Source organism: Brevibacillus sp. GCM10020057, assembly GCF_042683565.1.
In the GTDB taxonomy this organism is placed as follows: Bacteria; Bacillota; Bacilli; order Brevibacillales; family Brevibacillaceae; genus Brevibacillus.
The window spans coordinates 188255-205970 of the sequence record NZ_JBHUJW010000041.1 but is presented as its reverse complement, the minus strand read 5'-3'; the positions used below and the strand labels follow the sequence as shown (position 1 = coordinate 205970).

Here is a 17716-nt window from a genome sequence, read left to right as displayed (position 1 = left end):
TCTACACCCTTTCTTTTACCCGCAGCTGCTGGGTCGCAAATTCCCGGTACATCGCATGCGCCGCGAACAACTCTTCATGCGTGCCCCGTCCGGTGATCTTCCCTTTCTCCAGGAACAAAATCTGGTCGGCATCCACGACGGTCGACAGCCGATGAGCAATGACGAGCGTGGTGCGTCCCTTCATTAGATTAGCGAGAGCCTGCTGGACAACCCATTCCGATTTGCTGTCCAGACTTGAGGTCGCTTCGTCGAGCATGAGAATTTCCGGATCGCGCAGCAGTGCGCGGGCGATGCCGATGCGCTGGCGCTGCCCGCCGGATAGCTTTACGCCGCGCTCCCCGACCTGCGTCTCGTAGCCATCCGGAAATTCCTCGATAAACTGATCGGCGTAGGCCATGGCCGCCGCGTGCCGCAGTTCCTCGTCGCTGACCGGCCGGTTCAGGCCGTAGCAAATATTTTCCCGGATCGTCCCGGCGATCAGGGGGCTCTCCTGCGACACATAGCCGATCTTGCTGCGCCATGATGCCAGCGTAAATTCGCGGATCGGCTCATGTCCAAGGCGGATCTCTCCACTCGTCGGCAGGTAGTACCGCTCGAGCAAGGAAAAGAGCGTCGTCTTGCCGCTTCCGCTCGGTCCGACGATGGCGGTCACCTTGCCCGGCTCGACGGTAAAGCTCACATCCTGCAAAATTTGCTCGCCGTTGTCGTAGGAGAAGCTCACGCGATCCACGTGAATCGGCTGCTTCGCGCTCACCAGCTCGCCGCCGGATGTGTGGTCTTCTTCGGCTGCCCGCAGCGTGTCAATGATCCGTTCGGTAGCCCCCATCGATTTTTGCAGTTGGGTAAAAAACTGCGTGAACTGTCCCATCGGCATGACGATCTGGACGAGGTACAAGATAAAGGCGACCAGTTCACCAGCCGTCAGTGCCCCTGTCGCGACGCGCATCCCGCCGTACCCCATGACGACGACCAGCAGCACCATCATGACAAAGGAGATCAGGGGACCGATCATCGCCTGCACTTTCCCTTCACGCAGCCCATAACGGAAAAGATTGTCGATTCCCTTTTTGCCGCTCGCGTATTCATGCGGCTCTGCATTGGACGATTTGACCAGGCGAATTTCCGAGATCACCTGGTTCATGATCGTCGTAAAGCTCGCGGTCTCATCCTGCAAGCCTTTGGAGATTTTGTACATCTGACGCCCCAGCGGAAACAGGATGAAAAACGAAAGCGGAACGGCCACGAGCATCACCAGCGTCATTTGCCAGTCGAGGTAAAGCAGCGTCGCGATAGAGCCGATGATGGCGATCACGCCCGTAAAAAAGTTGGACAAATGCTCGGAAATCAGCCCTTTGACCACGCCAGTGTCATTGGTCATGCGGCTGATGGCGTCCCCGGTTGGGTGGTTGTCGTAATAGGAGACGGGCAAGACGAGCAGCTTTTTCCACAGCCGATCGCGCAAAGAGGCGACGATGCTCTGCCCGACGTGATTCAACAAGTAGATGGATAGCCCGCCCGCCAACGCCTGGGAGATAAAGGCGGCCGCCAGCAGTACAATCTGCCCCCGGTTGATGGAGGAAAGTGTGAAGCTGTCCACGAGGTCTCTCGTAAACAGCGGGACGAGCAGGCTGACCAGCGTCGTGGCGATGCTGAAAAACAGCGCGATGCCCAGCCGCCACTTGGACGGTTTCGTTTCCTTGATTAATTGCAAGAACGGCCGCCAGTTGACCTTTGCACGTTCGGTTTGGTTTGATCGCATCATAACTTACCCCTTGCTTCCATAAATTGTGATTCTGCTGCCGCGCTATGCCTCGTCAGCCGGGCAGGCCCGAACAAAAGGGCTGTCAGCTACTATCATATACGAAACAATCGCCGGCAAGGTTGTACTTTCTTCTGCCTGTGCAAGCAAGCCATATCCCGATTTCGTCCGGCTCCCTGCCTGCAAAAGAAACGATACCGCATGAATGTAAACGGAATATAAACGGGATAATACGAGAGGTTAGGTTGTTTGTAGAGATCGGTGATTCACTTTTTTCTGCATGATTTTTGTATATAAATGACGAATTTGGGGTAGATGAGAAGAAGCAAATACAGTATAATAGGGTCGTAATAAAGAAACGAAACTGCGTTTCACCTGACGAAACCCCAAGAAACTTTAGGGAGGTTGTATACATTGGCTAACAAAGATGCTTACAAAGTGAAATCTTCCCTTCAAGTAGGCAACAAAAAGTTTGCCTACTATCGCCTGCAAGGGTTGGAAGAGCAAGGCATCGGAGAAGTTTCCAAACTGCCGTTCTCCATTAAAGTCCTGCTCGAAGCAGCTGTTCGTCAGTTCGACGGACGCGCCATCACCAAAGAACACGTACAACAACTGGCGAACTGGACCAAAGGCCGCGATGCGAACAAGGAAGTACCGCTCTCTCCTGCACGGATCGTCCTGCAAGACTTCACCGGTGTTCCTGCCGTTGTAGACCTTGCTGCCATGCGTATCGCAATGAAACGCGCAGGCGGAGATCCGAAACGAATCAACCCGCTCGTGCCGGTTGACCTCGTTATCGACCACTCCGTCATGGTTGACGATTTCGGAAACCCTGCGGCTCTGGAAAACAACATGAAGCTGGAATTTGAACGCAACGCTGAACGCTACCGTTTCCTGCGTTGGGCACAAACCGCTTTTGACAACTTCCGTGCCGTTCCTCCGGCAACTGGTATCGTTCACCAGGTAAACCTGGAGTACCTGGCAACCGTTATCGCTACTCGCGAAGTAGACGGCGAACTGGTAGCATTCCCTGACTCTCTCGTAGGTACCGACTCCCACACCACCATGATCAACGGTCTTGGCGTACTGGGCTGGGGCGTTGGCGGTATCGAGGCAGAAGCAGGTATGCTCGGCCAACCTCTGTACTTCGTAACACCAGAAGTTGTCGGTTTCAAACTGACAGGCACCCTGAGTGCTGGAGCGACTGCAACCGACCTCGCTCTGACTGTTACCCAAATGCTGCGCAAAAAAGGCGTAGTAGGGAAATTCGTGGAGTTCTACGGACCGGGCCTGTCCAACATCTCGCTGGCTGACCGCGCAACTGTTGCAAACATGGCACCTGAATACGGCGCTACGATGGGCTTCTTCCCAGTAGACGCAGAGACGCTGAACTACCTGCGTCAAACCGGTCGCGACGAAGAACTGATCTCCCTGGTGGAAACTTACACCAAAGCACAAGGTCTGTTCCGCACCGACGATACGCCAGACCCTGTCTTCTCCGAGACTCTGGAACTGGATCTGTCCACTGTGGTACCGAGCCTTGCTGGTCCAAAACGCCCGCAAGACCGCGTAGAGCTGACTGCCATGAAGGAATCCTTCAACAACAGCCTGCGTACGCCAATCGACAAAGGCGGCTTTGGCCTCTCCGAAGAAAAAATCGCAGCTTCTGCACCGGTAACCTATGCAAACGGTGAAACAGCTACGTTGAAAACAGGTTCTGTCGTGATTGCAGCGATCACTTCCTGTACCAATACATCCAATCCTAGCGTAATGCTGGGTGCAGGTATCCTGGCGAAAAAAGCAGTGGAAAAAGGTTTGAAAAAACCTGCTTACGTGAAAAGCTCCCTGGCTCCAGGTTCCCGCGTCGTTACGCAATACCTGAAAGACGCTGGTCTGATCGATTCCCTCGACGCTATCGGCTTCAACGTCGTCGGCTATGGCTGCACCACTTGCATCGGTAACTCCGGTCCATTGCCAGAGGAAACCAGCAAAGCGATCGCGGATGAAGATCTGACGGTAGCTGCCGTTCTGTCCGGTAACCGCAACTTTGAAGGCCGCATCCACGCACAGGTAAAAGCGAACTACCTCGCTTCTCCTCCGCTCGTCATCGCATACGCATTGGCGGGTACAGTGGACATCGACCTGACAAAAGAGCCAATCGGTACTGGCAAAGACGGTCAACCTGTATACCTGAAAGACATCTGGCCTACTCCACAAGAGATCGCAGCAGCTATGGACAAAGCAATGAACCCAGACCTGTTCCGCGCCGAGTACGGTCAAGTATTTACGCAAAACGAAGCCTGGAACAAAATCGACGTTCCAACTGGCGACCTGTACGAGTGGGATGAAAAATCCACCTACATCCAGGAACCGCCATTCTTCAAAAACCTGACTGGCGACATCGGTCATATCGAAGACATCAAAGGAGCATGCCCAATCGCTCTGTTCGGTGACTCCGTGACGACTGACCACATCTCCCCGGCAGGTAACATCTCGCCAACCAGCCCTGCAGGTCTCTATCTGCAAGCGAATGGCGTAGAACGCAAAGACTTCAACTCCTACGGCGCTCGCCGCGGCAGCCACGATGTCATGATGCGCGGTACGTTCGCGAACATCCGCATCCGCAACCAAGTGGCTCCTGGCACAGAGGGCGGCGTAACCAAATACTTGCCAACCGGCGAGATCATGTCCATCTACGATGCTTCCATGAAGTATCAAGCAGACGGCACTCCACTCGTTGTTCTGGCTGGTAAAGAGTACGGTACCGGTTCTTCCCGTGACTGGGCTGCAAAAGGTACGTTCCTGCTCGGCATCAAAGCTGTCATCGCAGAAAGCTTCGAGCGTATCCACCGTGCGAACCTCGTAGGTATGGGCGTTCTGCCTCTGCAATTCGCTGACGGTCAAAGCTGGAAGTCCTTGGGCATCGAAGGCACTGAGACCTTCAGCATCGCAGGTCTGTCCGACGATGTTCAACCTGGTCAGCGCGTAAAAGTAACGGCTACCCGCCAAGACGGCAGCAGCTTCGACTTTGACGTAATCGTTCGTCTGGACTCCATGGTCGACGTAGACTACTATCGCAACGGCGGTATTCTGCAAACCGTTCTGCGTCAGCTGCTGGACGAAAGCAAACCGGTTAACGCGTAAGGCACTATCACAAATACGTTCGCTACAGCACCCACCCAAGTAGCAAAACGAAGGCTTCGCCACTGATGGCGAAGCCTTCTTCGTCTTACTTATGTTTGACGAGAGCGATTCTGATCCGTTCTTGTCCACAGCAAAAAGGCAGCCATCCCTCCTTGTGATGAGCTGCCTTTTTTCCTTCTGGCTTGCCGTCTATTTTTCCGCCAGTTCCGCAGCCGCTTGCTTTCTCCGTCTCCACTGCTGATCGACCATCCCCGAGGCGAGCGTGACGCCGAGAAAGACGAGCAGACCGCCCCAAAGCTGTGCCGCTGTAATGTTCTCGCCCAGCATGATGCTGATCAGCGCCGTGAACACGGGAATCAAGTTCAAGGTAATACCTGCCTGGCTCGCTCCCACCACCCGCACGGATACATTCCAGAACACAAACGAGCAAATCGACGGAAACAGGACCATGTAAATAATCCCGCTCCATGCCAGCGGACTGATGGCGGAGAAGTCAATCCCCTCTGCTGCGGCAAAAGGAAGCATCATCAGCGCAGCGAGCACCGTTGATGCCGCCGTAGCGGTTACCGGAGGCACTCCCTCGAGCTTTTTGCCGATGATGGAATACAGGGTCCACACCAGCACGCACAGCAGCACGAGCAAATCCCCCTGATTGTACTGCGTCTGAAATACACGCCAGACGCTGCCCTGCGTCAAAATGACCAAGACGCCGAACAGGGACACGAGAAAACCGGACGCCTGGATGCCGGACACCTTTTCCCGCAAGAAGAGCAGGGAAAACAGCACGATGACCCCGGGGTTGAGCGCCGTCACAAGCGCGGCATTGGTAGCAGAAGTATACTTCAGCGACGAGTACAAAAAGATGTTGTAACCAACGACCCCGAGTAATCCCATGAAGGAGAGCGGCAGCCAAGCCTTTGCCACCTGCCGCCAGTCGGGCTTCTCCAGGACGACTGCCAGCGGAATCAGGAAAATCAGGGCCAATACCCACCTTGCGAACGTCAGCCAAAGCGGAGTCATCACCGTGACGACATACTTGCCAAATACGTAATTGCCTGCCCAAAACAGGTTGCAAAAGACCAGCAACCACCATGCCTTCGCTTTCCCCACTGCTCCCACTCCTTTGGCGAACTCTTTTCTTTTTCTTCAGTATCCACGTCAATCCCGATTCTTTCAATATTGGAACTTTATCTCACTCGTATGCAGGCTTTCGGAGCACCCTGCCCGAGTTTCGCTCCCGATTTTCCTGTTTTGGTAGCCAATCGCCCTCCTTCCCAATACCATAGTGAAGAAGCTCGCAAAGGAGAGACGCACGTGAGAGTCTGTTTCTACTGCAATCTCATCGAATTCAAGCCAAAGGGGAACGTCCTCCAGTTTTTCATTTTGCTGCGCGCGCTGGATCGCAAGCTGGCGCAGCTGCCGCCGGGCGAGCGGGAGCGCTATTCGTTCGAGTGTGTGCTGCCGTTCCGGTTTCGCGACGGGACGGGGGGCTTCACCTTTCGCCATATCCGGTTTCACCAGGCAGATCAGCCGCTGGAGGAAATCATCCGGCGGGATCGGCGGCGGCCGTACGACTTCATCTTCATCCGCGGGCGCAACGAAGCCGTCAAGCTGCTGCGCATGAAGCGCTCCCTTGGCTCCAAGCTCCTGTATCTCGCCGTCCAGTACAACCTGCACGATCCTTACATCATGCGCAGGCTCAACTACGTGTTTCGCCATGCGCGGGTGGTGTTTTTCCAGACGGAGCCGAATGCCGAGCGATACCGCATGTACCAGCTGCAAAAAGGGACTTACTCTGCTCAGGAGCTGGCCCGGAAAATCCAGGTACTCCCGCAGTTCGTCGAGCCGCTGTCCGGCCACTCGCCTGCCCGCTCCAGCAACGATCCTCTCCACCTGATTCAGGCTGGCGTCATTCGCCCTCGCTACGGACTTCCCGTTGCCGTAAAAGCGATCAAGCTCATCCGCAAAGAGTTTCCGCAGGCAAAGCTACGCGTGCTCTACCCGTCTATCGTCGGGAAATACCGGAAGCAGGCAAAAAAGCTGCTGCGCACCCCAGGCGTAGTCGATCACGGGCAAAAGTCGATGTGGGAAACAAAAGAAATGATCGTCCAGAGCGGCATCGGGCTCGCCCTCCTGTACGACAACACGCAGGACCGCAATCCTTCCCACTCTTACCTGTCCCGCATCCTGGAATGCATGGGTCTCGGCGTCCCCGTGCTGACGACCCGGACGGTGGGCAACATCGCGCTGCTCGGGGCGAATTATCCGCTGTTCGTGGAGGATGCCCGCGACATCGCGTTCCAGTACGCAAAGTTGAGCAATCCTGACTACTATCAGGAAATGTGCCGCTACGTCAAAGAGCGCGGGATGCGGTTCCTCGCCGATGAGGCGGTCAAACCGTTTTGGGCCATTTTGCAGGACGAATATAACCGGGGACTGTAAATCCGGTCAGCGTACCTGGCGCTGCCTTTGTCTCCAGCTACAGAAGATTTTTCGCGCAAAAAAGCCAACACGACGATGCACCTAGGCTCGTGTTGGCCATTTTTTCATTTCATCATTTTTCCCATGCGGTAAGCCGCTTCCATGATGTAAGGAGCGTATTGCCGCATCTTTTCCGGCGTCAGCCGGTTTGACGGTCCCGATGCCGCGATGGAGGCGACCAGTTGTCCGTTCCGGTTAAAGATCGGGGCCGCTACTGCCGCTGTGCCTAGCTCCCGCTCTTCCACACTCGTCGCATAGCCTTGCTGCCTGATCTGCTCCAGCTGCTCGATATACGACTCCCTGCTCACAAAATCCGGCCAGTCCGGATCGTCCAGAACTTCCCTGGCCACCGATTCCTCTGCGTACGCCACCAGCACCTTGCTGGAAGCGCCGACCGTCAGCGGCATGCGCGCCCCGATCGGCGCGACTCTGCGGATCGGCTGCTTGCTTTGCACGGCCTGTATGCGGATACGCTCGTTGCCGTCGCGCACGTACAGGCTGATGGTCTCCTCCACCAGATCGCGCAGCCGCTCCATCTCCGGCAGCAACATCGTGGCCGGGTCGTCATTGTGCGTCAGATTGGCTGACAGTTCCCAGATGCGAAAGCCGAGGCGATATTTTTCCGTCTGGACATCGCGAATGAGGAAGCCTTTGTTTTCCAACGTTGCCAGCAAACGGTGCACGGTGCTTTTATGCAAGGAGAGTCGGCTGGAGATTTCGCTCAAGCCCAGATCGGTCGCGTCTGTAAAGCAGAGCAAAATGTCCAGAGCCCGTTCCACCGACCGCACGTTTGCTTTTTGTTCTTCCATCTTACATTACACCTGCTTCCTTCTTGGTTCCGTACGTTTCATCTGATGAAACTAAGATGCTACTTTTCAGTATACGAAAAAAATGTGCATAGTAAAGAGCGAAAATGTCGACATTTTGTCCCGGCCTCCCCGATGTCCTCCGCGCGAACCGGCGGAAAAGTGGGGAGGATCGAAGCCAGCAGATACGAAAAAAGGGAAGCCGCTTTCCACAGCTCCCTTTCTTTTTGCCTATTGTCCATCAGAAATTGAAGTTGTCAGGGTCAGGCCCGAAGCGCCTGTTCTCATTAAGGGCGTCGATTTTTTCTACATCTTCCGCACTTAGCGTAAAGTCAAAGACTTCTGCATTCTGCCGAATTCGCGCTGGCGTGATCGATTTCGGAATGGTCACGACCTGCTTTTCCAGATCCCAGCGAATGACAATCTGCGCCGGCGTTTTCCCGTATTTTTGTGCCAGCTCCACCAGCAGCGGGTGGTCGAGATTTCCTTGCATCAGCGGACTCCACGCTTCCATCTGGATGCGATGCTCCTTGCAGTAGCCGAGCAGCTCCTTTTGGGTGAGCAGCGGATGGAATTCCACCTGGTTGACCACTGGCGTGACCTCGCTGTTTTGACGCAAGTCTTCCAGATGGTGGATATGGAAATTACTGACACCGATCGCGCGTACATATCCGTCCCGATACAGCTTTTCCATCGCCCTCCACGTTTCCACGTACTTACCTTTGACCGGCCAGTGGATCAGGTACAGGTCGAGCGTGTCCAGACCGAGCCGCTTCATGCTTTCGTCAAAAGCTTTGAGCGTAGACTCGTATCCTTGATCCGCATTCCACACCTTCGTGGTGATAAAGAGCTGGTCCCGATCAATGCCAGCTTGACGGATGCCTTCACCGACACCCGCCTCGTTGCCATAGACAGCTGCCGTGTCGATACTGCGGTATCCCGCTTCGATGGCGGTGCGGACAGAAAGGGATACTTCACTCCCGTCTTTTACCTTCCAGACACCCAATCCCAGCCAGGGCATTTTGACCCCGTTGTTCAAAACCGTGCCATCTGCAATATTCGTTGCCATCCGATCTCCTCCCGTCACTCGCTATCATTATGTACTTACAATAAGTAAGTATATCACAACCCGTTTTCCAAAAAAAGGGGGATTTCGGCAACATGGTCTGCCCGATCAGTACAAACGATTCGTATAGCTGTCCTTCAACCCGGCAGCGATGTCCGTTGCCGTCATCCCCGGCAGCTTCACATGATCGGCCACCATTTGCGCGATGTTCGGGATGGCTTCCTGCGGCGGCCATTTCTCTGGCTTCCATAGCCCGGAGCGAATAAAGGCTTTCGCGCAATGCACGTAGCATTCCTCTACCTGCACCCCGATTCCGACGGTTGGCACTTTTCCGTTCACGGCCATTTTCTCCAGCAGTTCCTTGTCCTGGATGATGCAGGCTCGCCCGTTGATCCGCAGCGTCTCCTCGAGGGTGGGGATGATGAAAATCAGTCCAACATGCGGGTTGGACAGCAGGTTGCGCATGGAATCCATGCGTTTGTTGCCGGGGCGCTCCGGAATGACCAGGTGCCGCTCGTCGATTACGTGGACGAAGCCGGGAGCATCTCCCCGGGGGGAGGCGTCACAGTTGCCATCCGCATCTGCTGTCGCGAGGACGAGAAACGGCGATCTGGCAATGAAGTCGCGGCAATGCGGGTCCAAATGGTCGATTGACTTGCTCTGCACGAGGCGGCTTGGTTCCCCGAACAACTCCCGCAGCTTAGCCTCTTCGGTGATGACTTCCCGGAATATTCCGAATCCGAACATATTGAACACCTCTCTTTTTCCGTCATGAAAGGTCTTTTCCATCGTAACCTGCAAGCATCCACAATACTCCCCTGCCTGATCGGCACTCCACGTACCCATCCTGCTCCAGCTCCGCATACGCTTTTTGGACCGTCATCCGGTTCATCCGCAAAAAACCGGCCAGCTCTCGTACACTGGGCAATTTCTCACAGTGCCGATATAGCCCCCCGGAAATGAGTGATTTGATCTGTTCCTTCAATTGCACATGGATGGGATCGTTCATCGGATGTCACCTCAGGGTAGATGGGATGCATGATACAGTCATCGTACAATGTTCCAGTGATTTCTAGCAAGAGTGCACCCCCTGAGAATGAGACTGCTGACGACCTGTCCGTAAAAACGACAAAAAAGCGGCGGATTCCCCATTGAAACCCGCTGCTTTTGCATCCCGGGACCGTCAGACTGCCTGCCGCCACAGCTCGAACAGTCCTTCCGTAATTCCCAGATTGTACATGTAATAACACCCGAAGGCGATGCTGATGAGTCCGGTGAGCCGTGTCAGCGCCGAGTTCAGACGGATGTTCCGAGCACTTAGCACAAACGGAATGCCGATAACCGTCGTACACAGCAGCATCCCTACAATCGTCCCGGCTCCGAACACCAGGATGTAGAGAAGCCCTTCCCATTCTGACTGTACGGTCGACATCGTCAGCAGCACCATCGCCGCGCTCCCTGCCAGCCCGTGCACCATGCCGATCACCGCCGACCTGATGAAAGACGTCCGGCTCCGCTCGTGCGAGGCTGCCGGCTCCAGATCGGAGGAATGCCAGTGGCCGTGCGAATAGCTGCCGTGATCGCGGCTTTGCATGATACTGGTACACCCAAGGTAGACGAGCATCACTCCTACGACGAATTCCAACGACATGGCCCATGTCGTTGGAATGGCGCCTTTCATGAATATCAGCATCATCCCCACGACCAGGAGCGTCAGCGTATGGCCGCTGCCCCAGAAAATGCCGGCCAAAGACGCCTTGCCGAGCTTTTTCGTATGGCTGGCGATCGTAGATACGGCGATGACGTGGTCTGGCTCCATCGCGTGCTTGATGCCGAAGACGAAGCCGATGGACAAAACGGTCAAGAAACCCGCCTCCATAGCACACCTGCTTTCCCTGTTGTTTCCTTTCGTACTTGCGCCGATGGACAGGATCGCGCCCGAATACTATTCGCATCGGACGCATGATTTCCCTGCCGTTCCATCATAGGCAGGTTCCTTTTCCCCACTTATGGAAGCAAGTCGCAGCAGGCTGCCGCGGTTTCGCCGTTCGCATGCGCGGTCATGCGCGCTTTCCAAAACTTTGGGCGGGGCGTCTGCCAAACACCGACGCCCGCACCTGCCCGTTTACTTGTCCCGCATCCGATACCCCGTCAAAAACGACAGCATCACATGCACAGCCGTTTTGACCGTCGCCTCCCCGCGATCCTTGAACGGGTCCAGGCAGACGAGATCCATCGCCTTCACCTTCGGGCACAGCCCGGCTTCAAACACCGCGTCAAACAGTTCAGCGCTGGTCATCCCCCCTGGCGTCGAAGCAGGGACGCCGGGGCCGCAGCTGATGTCGAGCACATCCATATCGACCGTCAAATAGATCGTATCTACCTGTCTGCCAAGCGTCTGCAAGGCTTCCCGGACCGTTTGGGCGACGCCTCGCCTGCGCGCCTCCCGCAAAGTCGTGTATCGTACTTTCGCCTCGTCCGCATACGCCTTGAGCGAGCGGGCGTTGAAAAATCCGTGCAGCCCGATGTTGTGGACATTCTCGCCTTTGATCGTGCCGCTTTCGATCAGGTTGCGGATCGGCGTCCCGTTGGAAGGCCCGTTGTCCGCCAGATCGCGCAGGTCGAAGTGCGTGTCGAGCTGCAAAATGCCGATGCGCTCGCCTGGATGCGCGTCTTTGTAGCCTTTGACGAGCATGGCGGTAATCGAATGATCGCCGCCCATCATCATCGGCAGCGCGTGCGGATGATGGACGCGCATGGCGTGCATGGCTTCCCGGATATTGCGGTGGCACCGGGAGATGTCCGTGACATGCTGCCGCACGTCGCCCAGATCGACGACGCGCAGCTCGGAGAGGTCCACATCGTAATCCAGATTGTAGGTCGTGAAATACTTCCACGCCCGGCGCAGCGCATCCGGATTTTCGCTGGCAGCGGAAGCCGAGATGGACGAGCGGGAAAGCGGGACGCCCAGGATGGTCACGTCAACTGTCGGCCAGTCCGTCTGCTGCGCACACCCCGGCTCCAGCGTCTCGATCCATTCGCTTACTTTCGGCTCTGCGGGTGCGGCGCTTCTGTCCCAGGCGAAGCTCGGGGGTTTCAGGAGCGGATACGGATAGCTGTTTTTCACACCAATGCCCCTCCCGAAACGACGACGGCGCCCTTCTTGATCACCGTGTGCACATGGTTCACGCCGTAGCGGTATTGCAAGGTTATGAAATCCGGCACATCAAAGATCGTGATGTCCGCCTGCTTGCCCTCCTCGATGCTGCCGATCTCGTGCGCCCGCCGGATGGCGTGCGCCGCGTTGATCGTCGCTGCGGTGAGCACTTCTGCCGGCGTCATCCCCATTTTCAGGCAGCCAAGGTTCATGATGAGCGGCATGGAGACCGTAGGCGACGAGCCCGGATTGCAGTCTGTGGAAATCGCGACAGCTACCCCGGCGTCAATCATCTTGCGCCCGTTCGCCGATTCAGCCATCAGGAAAAAGGCAGTGCCAGGCAAAAGGACTGCGATGACACCCGCTTCTGCCATGCGCTGGATGCCCTCGTCCGATGCCCGCAGCAAATGGTCGGCAGACACAGCCCCGATCGCGGCAGCCATCTCCGCTCCTTCGTACGGCTCGATTTCGTCCGCGTGAATTTTCGGCAGCAGACCGTGGGCGATACCCGCTTCCAGAATGCGCCGCGACTGCTCGGGGGTAAAGACGCCCCGCTCGCAGAACACATCGTTGAATTCGGCGAGCTTGCGGCGGGCAACTTCCGGGATCATCTCGCGGATGACCAGATCGACGAATGCATCCGGGTCGTCCCGATATTCTTTCGGAACGGCATGCGCCCCCATAAAGGTGCTGACCAGATCGACCGGGTGCTGTTCATGCAAGGCTTTCGCCACTTCCAGCTGCTTGATCTCGTCTGCCAGCGTCAGGCCGTAGCCGCTCTTCGCCTCGACCGTCGTGACCCCGTGCAAAAGAAACAGGTCGAGCCGCCGCTTGCTCTCGGCGAACAGCTGCTCGTGTGACGCCGCCCTCGTCGCGGCCGTCGTGGCGTGGATGCCGCCGCCGCTGTTCATGATTTCCATGTAGGTCGCACCTTGCAGCCGCATGTTAAATTCGTTTTGCCGCGTTCCGGCGTGCACCAGATGGGTGTGGGGATCGATCAGGCCCGGCGTGACGAGCCGTCCGGAAGCGTCGATGATTTCGGCTTCCCCTGCCCGATCGCGGTACGCTTCCGCCAGCTGAGCATCGGTTCCTACTCGTGCGATCCGGCCGTTTTCCAGCCAGACGCTGCCATCCTCGATGATCGACAGCTCGTTCATCCGCGCTCCCGTGACCGGCGCGGCGGAGCCGCCAGCCAGCGTAGCAAGCTGACTGGCATGGCGAATCCATACAGGTCTGGTCATGACGATCACGCCTCCAGCATCGGGATGTGTACGCCTTTTTCTTTCGCTGTCCGGATGGCCAGGTCGTAGCCCGCATCTGCGTGACGGACGATGCCCATGCCCGGGTCGGTCGTCAGGACGCGCTCCAGCCGCTTCGCTGCTTCCGGTGTGCCGTCTGCAACGATAACCATTCCTGCGTGCAGCGAGTAGCCCATGCCGACGCCGCCGCCGTGATGGACGGATACCCAGCTCGCGCCGCCTACCGCGTTGACGAGGGCGTTTAGGATCGGCCAGTCTGCTACCGCATCGCTGCCGTCCTTCATCGCTTCCGTCTCGCGGTTAGGCGAGGCTACGGAGCCGGAGTCCAGATGGTCGCGGCCGATGACAATGGGAGCGCTCAGCTCGCCCCGCGCCACCATGTCGTTGATGATCTGCCCGAAGCGCGCGCGTTCGCCATAGCCGAGCCAGCAGATGCGGGATGGCAGTCCCTGGAACTGAATGCGCTCCTGCGCCATGCGAATCCAGTTGCACAGATGGGTATTGTAGGAAAACTCGCGCAGGATGACTTCGTCTGTCTTGTAGATGTCCTCTGGGTCGCCGGACAAGGCCGCCCAGCGGAATGGCCCTTTGCCCTCGCAAAACTGCGGACGGATGTAGGCCGGCACGAAGCCCGGGAAGCGGAACGCGTCTGCCACGCCTTCGTCTTTCGCCACCTGGCGGATGTTGTTGCCGTAGTCGAACGTGACGGCTCCCCGCTCCTGCATCGCGAGCATGGCGCGGACGTGCTCGGCGATGCTCGCTTTCGAGCGCGCCTCGTACGCTTTCGGATCGCGCGACCGCAGCTCTGCCGCTTCTTCCAGGCTCATGCCGATCGGGATGTAGCCGTTCAGCGGATCGTGAGCGGACGTCTGATCAGTCAAAACATCCGGGATAAAGCCTTTGGCCAGCATCGCGTTCAACACTTCCGGCGCATTGCCCAAAAGGCCGATGGAAATGCCCTTTTTCTCCTGCTTGGCCGCCAAGGCGAGCCGGATCGCCTCGTCCAGACTGTCCGTCATCACATCCAGATATTTCGTGTCCAGACGGCGCTGGATGCGGCTCGGGTCGACCTCGATATTAATGCTGACGCCGCCGTTCAGCGAGACAGCCAAAGGCTGGGCGCCGCCCATTCCGCCGAGTCCCGCAGTGACGGTAATCGTGCCGGCCAGCGTCCCTGCAAAATGCTGGCGGGCACATTCCGCGAAGGTTTCGTACGTCCCTTGCACAATGCCTTGGCTGCCGATGTAAATCCAGCTGCCTGCCGTCATTTGCCCGTACATCATCAGCCCTTTTTTGTCCAGCTCGTGGAAATGGTCCCACGTCGCCCAGGCAGGCACGAGGTTGGAGTTGGCGATCAGGACGCGCGGCGCATCGGCGTGTGTCCGAAAGACTGCAACCGGTTTGCCGGACTGCACGAGCAGCGTCTCGTCACTCTCCAGATTTTTCAATGTTTTGACAATGGCATCGAAGCAATCCCAGTTGCGCGCCGCTTTGCCGATCCCGCCGTAGACGACCAGGTCTTCTGTCCGCTCGGCAACATCGGGGTTGAGATTGTTGAGCAGCATGCGCAGCGCGGCTTCCTGCACCCAGCCTTTCGTATGCAGTTTCGTGCCGGAATAGTCCTGAATCAGCTGCTGAATCGTTTTCGTTTGGGTCATGCTCATCTTGTCCACCTGCTTTTCTTCAGAATGGTTTGCTTGCCTCCAGTATAAAGAAGGAAAAAAACGCAAAAAAGGCACCTCCCATTTGAAATGGTGCCAGTTTTTTCGATCCAGGAAGTCAGGCGGACAAGCATCTCCCAGAAAAATCTCACTTTTCTTTCGATTACTGTTTTTTCTTTTGAATTCTAAACAAACGAGGGGTTGTCCCCAGCTTTTCCTTAAAAATTTTGCTGAAATAATTCGCGTTCACAAAGCCTGAGCGCGCTGCCACTTCCTGTACAGACAGGGACGTCTCCAGGAGCAGTCGCTGCGCTTCCTTCATCCGCATGCTTGCCAGCAGCTGGCGAAACGACACGCCGTGCTTTTGACTGAGCAGCGTGCTGAAGTAGGCCGGGCTGCGATCCACGTGTCGCGCCACATCTTCGAGCCGCAGGTCTGCATCGGCATAACGGCTTTCCATGTAGCGGATGGCCAGCTCGATGACATCTGCCCTCGCCTCTTCCTTGTGCGCGTGCACCGAGTCAATCAAGGCGTATGTGAACAGCAGCAGCTCCTGCACGATCCGGTACAGGATCGGCGAGTACAGAATCGTCTCAAAGACGCGGTGATAGCCTTCCTCCATGTGCCCGTGGTCCAGGCCGTGCGCCTTCATGTAGCGCCTCACCTGCGCCAGGATGCTGGTCAGCCGGATGCGCAGCAGCCCCGGCTCCGGATACGGCTCTTCCTTGAAAAAGAACTGGCGGTACATCCACTGCTTCAGCTCTTCCTTGCCTGCGGCATGCAGCATGTCGACCCAGGCGCGCTGCTCCGCCGGCGTCAGGAACGGGTCGATCATCGTCCAGGCGATGCGGCTGCGGACAGCGGACACTTGCCGATAGCCTTTGAAAAAGCGGATGTGGAGCGCCTGGCTCGCGTCGCTGTACGTCTCGTTCAACGGCTGCTCGCCGTCGCCGCTGTGGTACATGACCAGCGACAGCGGGTCGTCATATGCGGCCTCCCAGTCCCGCAAAAGTCTTTGGCCCATCTGCTGGAGAGCAGGCAGCGGGTCCGGATCATCAGCAAAGAAAATCCCGACGATGGCATCACTTGCGGGAAGCAAAATCGGCTGCTCCCGAAACGGGTAGGCGCTCAAAAAATGCAGCAACTCCGGATGCCTTTGCGGGTCCTCCAGTTGGGCCAGCATGAGCGGATGCGACTTGCCCGGCTTTTTTGACGGAAAAAACAGATCCCGATGCGACAACTCCGCTGCGCTCCTTCCCCCGCCGCCTTGCTGCCGTTCTCTCGCGCCGCTGTCCATACGGTCCCGGCAAAACCGCGTCAGCACCCTGCGGATCATCTCCGGGGTCTGCGGCTTGAGCCACAGGTCGCGCGCGTTCAGCTCAATTCCTTGCATCGCCCGCTCGAAGGTCGCTTCCGCGGTCATCACGAGCACGAGCGGGCGATACTGCTCGATCAAAAGCTTCAGCGACTCCCATTGCGCTTTTCCGATCATGTCCAGTTCCAGGCAGAGTACGTCCGGCGTATGCGACTCCAGACTTTGGATCACTTCTTCCGCCGTTGCTGCCGTGTACACATGGTCGTACGGGATCGCACAGCTCGTAATGAGCCAGCCAATCCCGATGCGCTCGTTGGCATCCCGGTCTGCGATCAAAATGCTCGGCATAGGCTTCCCTCCTTTCGTTGACAGAAAATTTCGACGCATCGGGCACGGACGAAAGCTGCCCGCAAGTGGACAACCTTCCCCCTTGTTTATTTTCCTGCAAACGGATTTTTAATCATCGTCCCCATCACGTGGTCGAGCGGGATGAACCCGATCTCCCTCGAGTCCGTGCTGTGGTTGCGGTTGTCCCCCATCACAAAAATGTGGTCGGCCGGGACAGTCATTTTGCCATTCGATTCGTAATCCATCGTTTCCTTGATGTACGGCTCGTTTAAGGCAATACCATTGCGGTATACCTTGTTGTTTTTAAACTCCAATACATCTCCCGGCTTGCCAATGACGCGCTTGACGTACATCGAGTGGTCATCCTGCGCCCCGGTAAAAAGTCCAATCAGCGGATGGCCAAGCACGTCATCCAGAAAAGTGCGGCTTCTGTCCACGCGGCTGTCGATCACGACGATGTCGCCGTAATCGGGCATATAGTTGAAGGTATGGGATAGTTTGCTCACGTATATGCGCTGTTGGTCTTGCAAGGTCGGGTCCATGGAATGACCGTCTACCTTGTACGGCTGGAACACGAAGATTCCAAGGACCAGGGCGAAGACGACAGCAAAAGCGATGGAGCGAATCCAGCCTACGATCTCTCTTACTTTCAAGTGTCTATCCTCCCTCCTGTTTGAAAAATCGCATTGCTAGAGACATGATAACATAAATCAGACGGCA

Annotated in this window: 14 protein-coding genes; 2 read left to right on the top strand and 12 right to left on the bottom strand. The window is 56.7% G+C overall.

The genetic code is table 11. From position 1 onward, the window contains the following. Position 1: 1 nt before the first annotated feature. Positions 2-1759, bottom strand: coding sequence for an ABC transporter ATP-binding protein (locus tag ACFSO0_RS12930; RefSeq protein ID WP_376880879.1), 1758 nt, complete (start codon positions 1757-1759; stop codon positions 2-4). A 414-nt stretch (positions 1760-2173) separates the two neighbouring features. Here ACFSO0_RS12930 and acnA point away from each other — a divergent pair, with 414 nt between their 5' ends. Continuing rightward, positions 2174-4903 (top strand): aconitate hydratase AcnA, encoded by a 2730-nt coding sequence (gene acnA, locus ACFSO0_RS12925; protein ID WP_376880876.1) that lies wholly within the window; start codon positions 2174-2176, stop codon positions 4901-4903. Between the two features lie 189 nt (positions 4904-5092). Here the strand turns inward: acnA and ACFSO0_RS12920 are convergent, their stop codons facing one another. Continuing rightward, positions 5093-6013 (bottom strand): DMT family transporter, encoded by a 921-nt coding sequence (locus ACFSO0_RS12920; RefSeq protein ID WP_376880874.1) that lies wholly within the window; start codon positions 6011-6013, stop codon positions 5093-5095. 204 nt (positions 6014-6217) lie between these two features. Between ACFSO0_RS12920 and ACFSO0_RS12915 the strand changes: the two genes are divergently transcribed. Further along, entirely contained in the window at positions 6218-7345 is a 1128-nt protein-coding gene (locus ACFSO0_RS12915; protein WP_376880871.1) for a glycosyltransferase family protein, read from the top strand. 104 nt (positions 7346-7449) lie between these two features. Here the strand turns inward: ACFSO0_RS12915 and ACFSO0_RS12910 are convergent, their stop codons facing one another. The 10 genes from ACFSO0_RS12910 to lepB form a co-directional block, all read right to left on the bottom strand. Further along, positions 7450-8193: an IclR family transcriptional regulator gene (locus tag ACFSO0_RS12910; protein ID WP_376880868.1), complete on the bottom strand. Its 744-nt coding sequence runs from the start codon at positions 8191-8193 to the stop codon at positions 7450-7452. Between the two features lie 238 nt (positions 8194-8431). Beyond that, positions 8432-9259, bottom strand: a complete 828-nt coding sequence (locus ACFSO0_RS12905; protein ID WP_376880865.1) for an aldo/keto reductase — start codon at positions 9257-9259, stop codon at positions 8432-8434. Between the two features lie 105 nt (positions 9260-9364). Next, positions 9365-10003, bottom strand: coding sequence for a pyridoxamine 5'-phosphate oxidase family protein (locus tag ACFSO0_RS12900; protein WP_376881072.1), 639 nt, complete (start codon positions 10001-10003; stop codon positions 9365-9367). 22 nt (positions 10004-10025) lie between these two features. Beyond that, a complete protein-coding gene (locus tag ACFSO0_RS12895) occupies positions 10026-10265 on the bottom strand; it encodes a GntR family transcriptional regulator (RefSeq protein WP_376880863.1) in 240 nt (79 codons plus the stop codon). Between the two features lie 174 nt (positions 10266-10439). After that, complete coding sequence (locus ACFSO0_RS12890) at positions 10440-11135, bottom strand: urease accessory protein UreH domain-containing protein (protein WP_376880860.1); 696 nt, start codon at positions 11133-11135, stop codon at positions 10440-10442. A gap of 246 nt (positions 11136-11381) precedes the next feature. Further along, positions 11382-12383, bottom strand: a complete 1002-nt coding sequence (locus tag ACFSO0_RS12885) for an agmatinase family protein (protein WP_376880858.1) — start codon at positions 12381-12383, stop codon at positions 11382-11384. Further along, positions 12380-13654: an imidazolonepropionase gene (gene hutI / locus ACFSO0_RS12880; RefSeq protein WP_376880856.1), complete on the bottom strand. Its 1275-nt coding sequence runs from the start codon at positions 13652-13654 to the stop codon at positions 12380-12382. The genes ACFSO0_RS12885 and hutI overlap by 4 nt, the downstream gene beginning before the upstream one ends. Before the next feature lie 5 nt (positions 13655-13659). Then, positions 13660-15330 (bottom strand): urocanate hydratase, encoded by a 1671-nt coding sequence (gene hutU, locus ACFSO0_RS12875; protein ID WP_376881069.1) that lies wholly within the window; start codon positions 15328-15330, stop codon positions 13660-13662. A gap of 166 nt (positions 15331-15496) precedes the next feature. After that, positions 15497-16996 (bottom strand): helix-turn-helix domain-containing protein, encoded by a 1500-nt coding sequence (locus ACFSO0_RS12870; protein ID WP_376880853.1) that lies wholly within the window; start codon positions 16994-16996, stop codon positions 15497-15499. Between the two features lie 86 nt (positions 16997-17082). After that, positions 17083-17649 carry a signal peptidase I gene (gene lepB, locus ACFSO0_RS12865; RefSeq protein ID WP_376880850.1) on the bottom strand — a complete coding sequence of 189 codons (567 nt, stop codon included), beginning with the start codon at positions 17647-17649 and terminating at the stop codon, positions 17083-17085. Positions 17650-17716 lie beyond the last annotated feature (67 nt).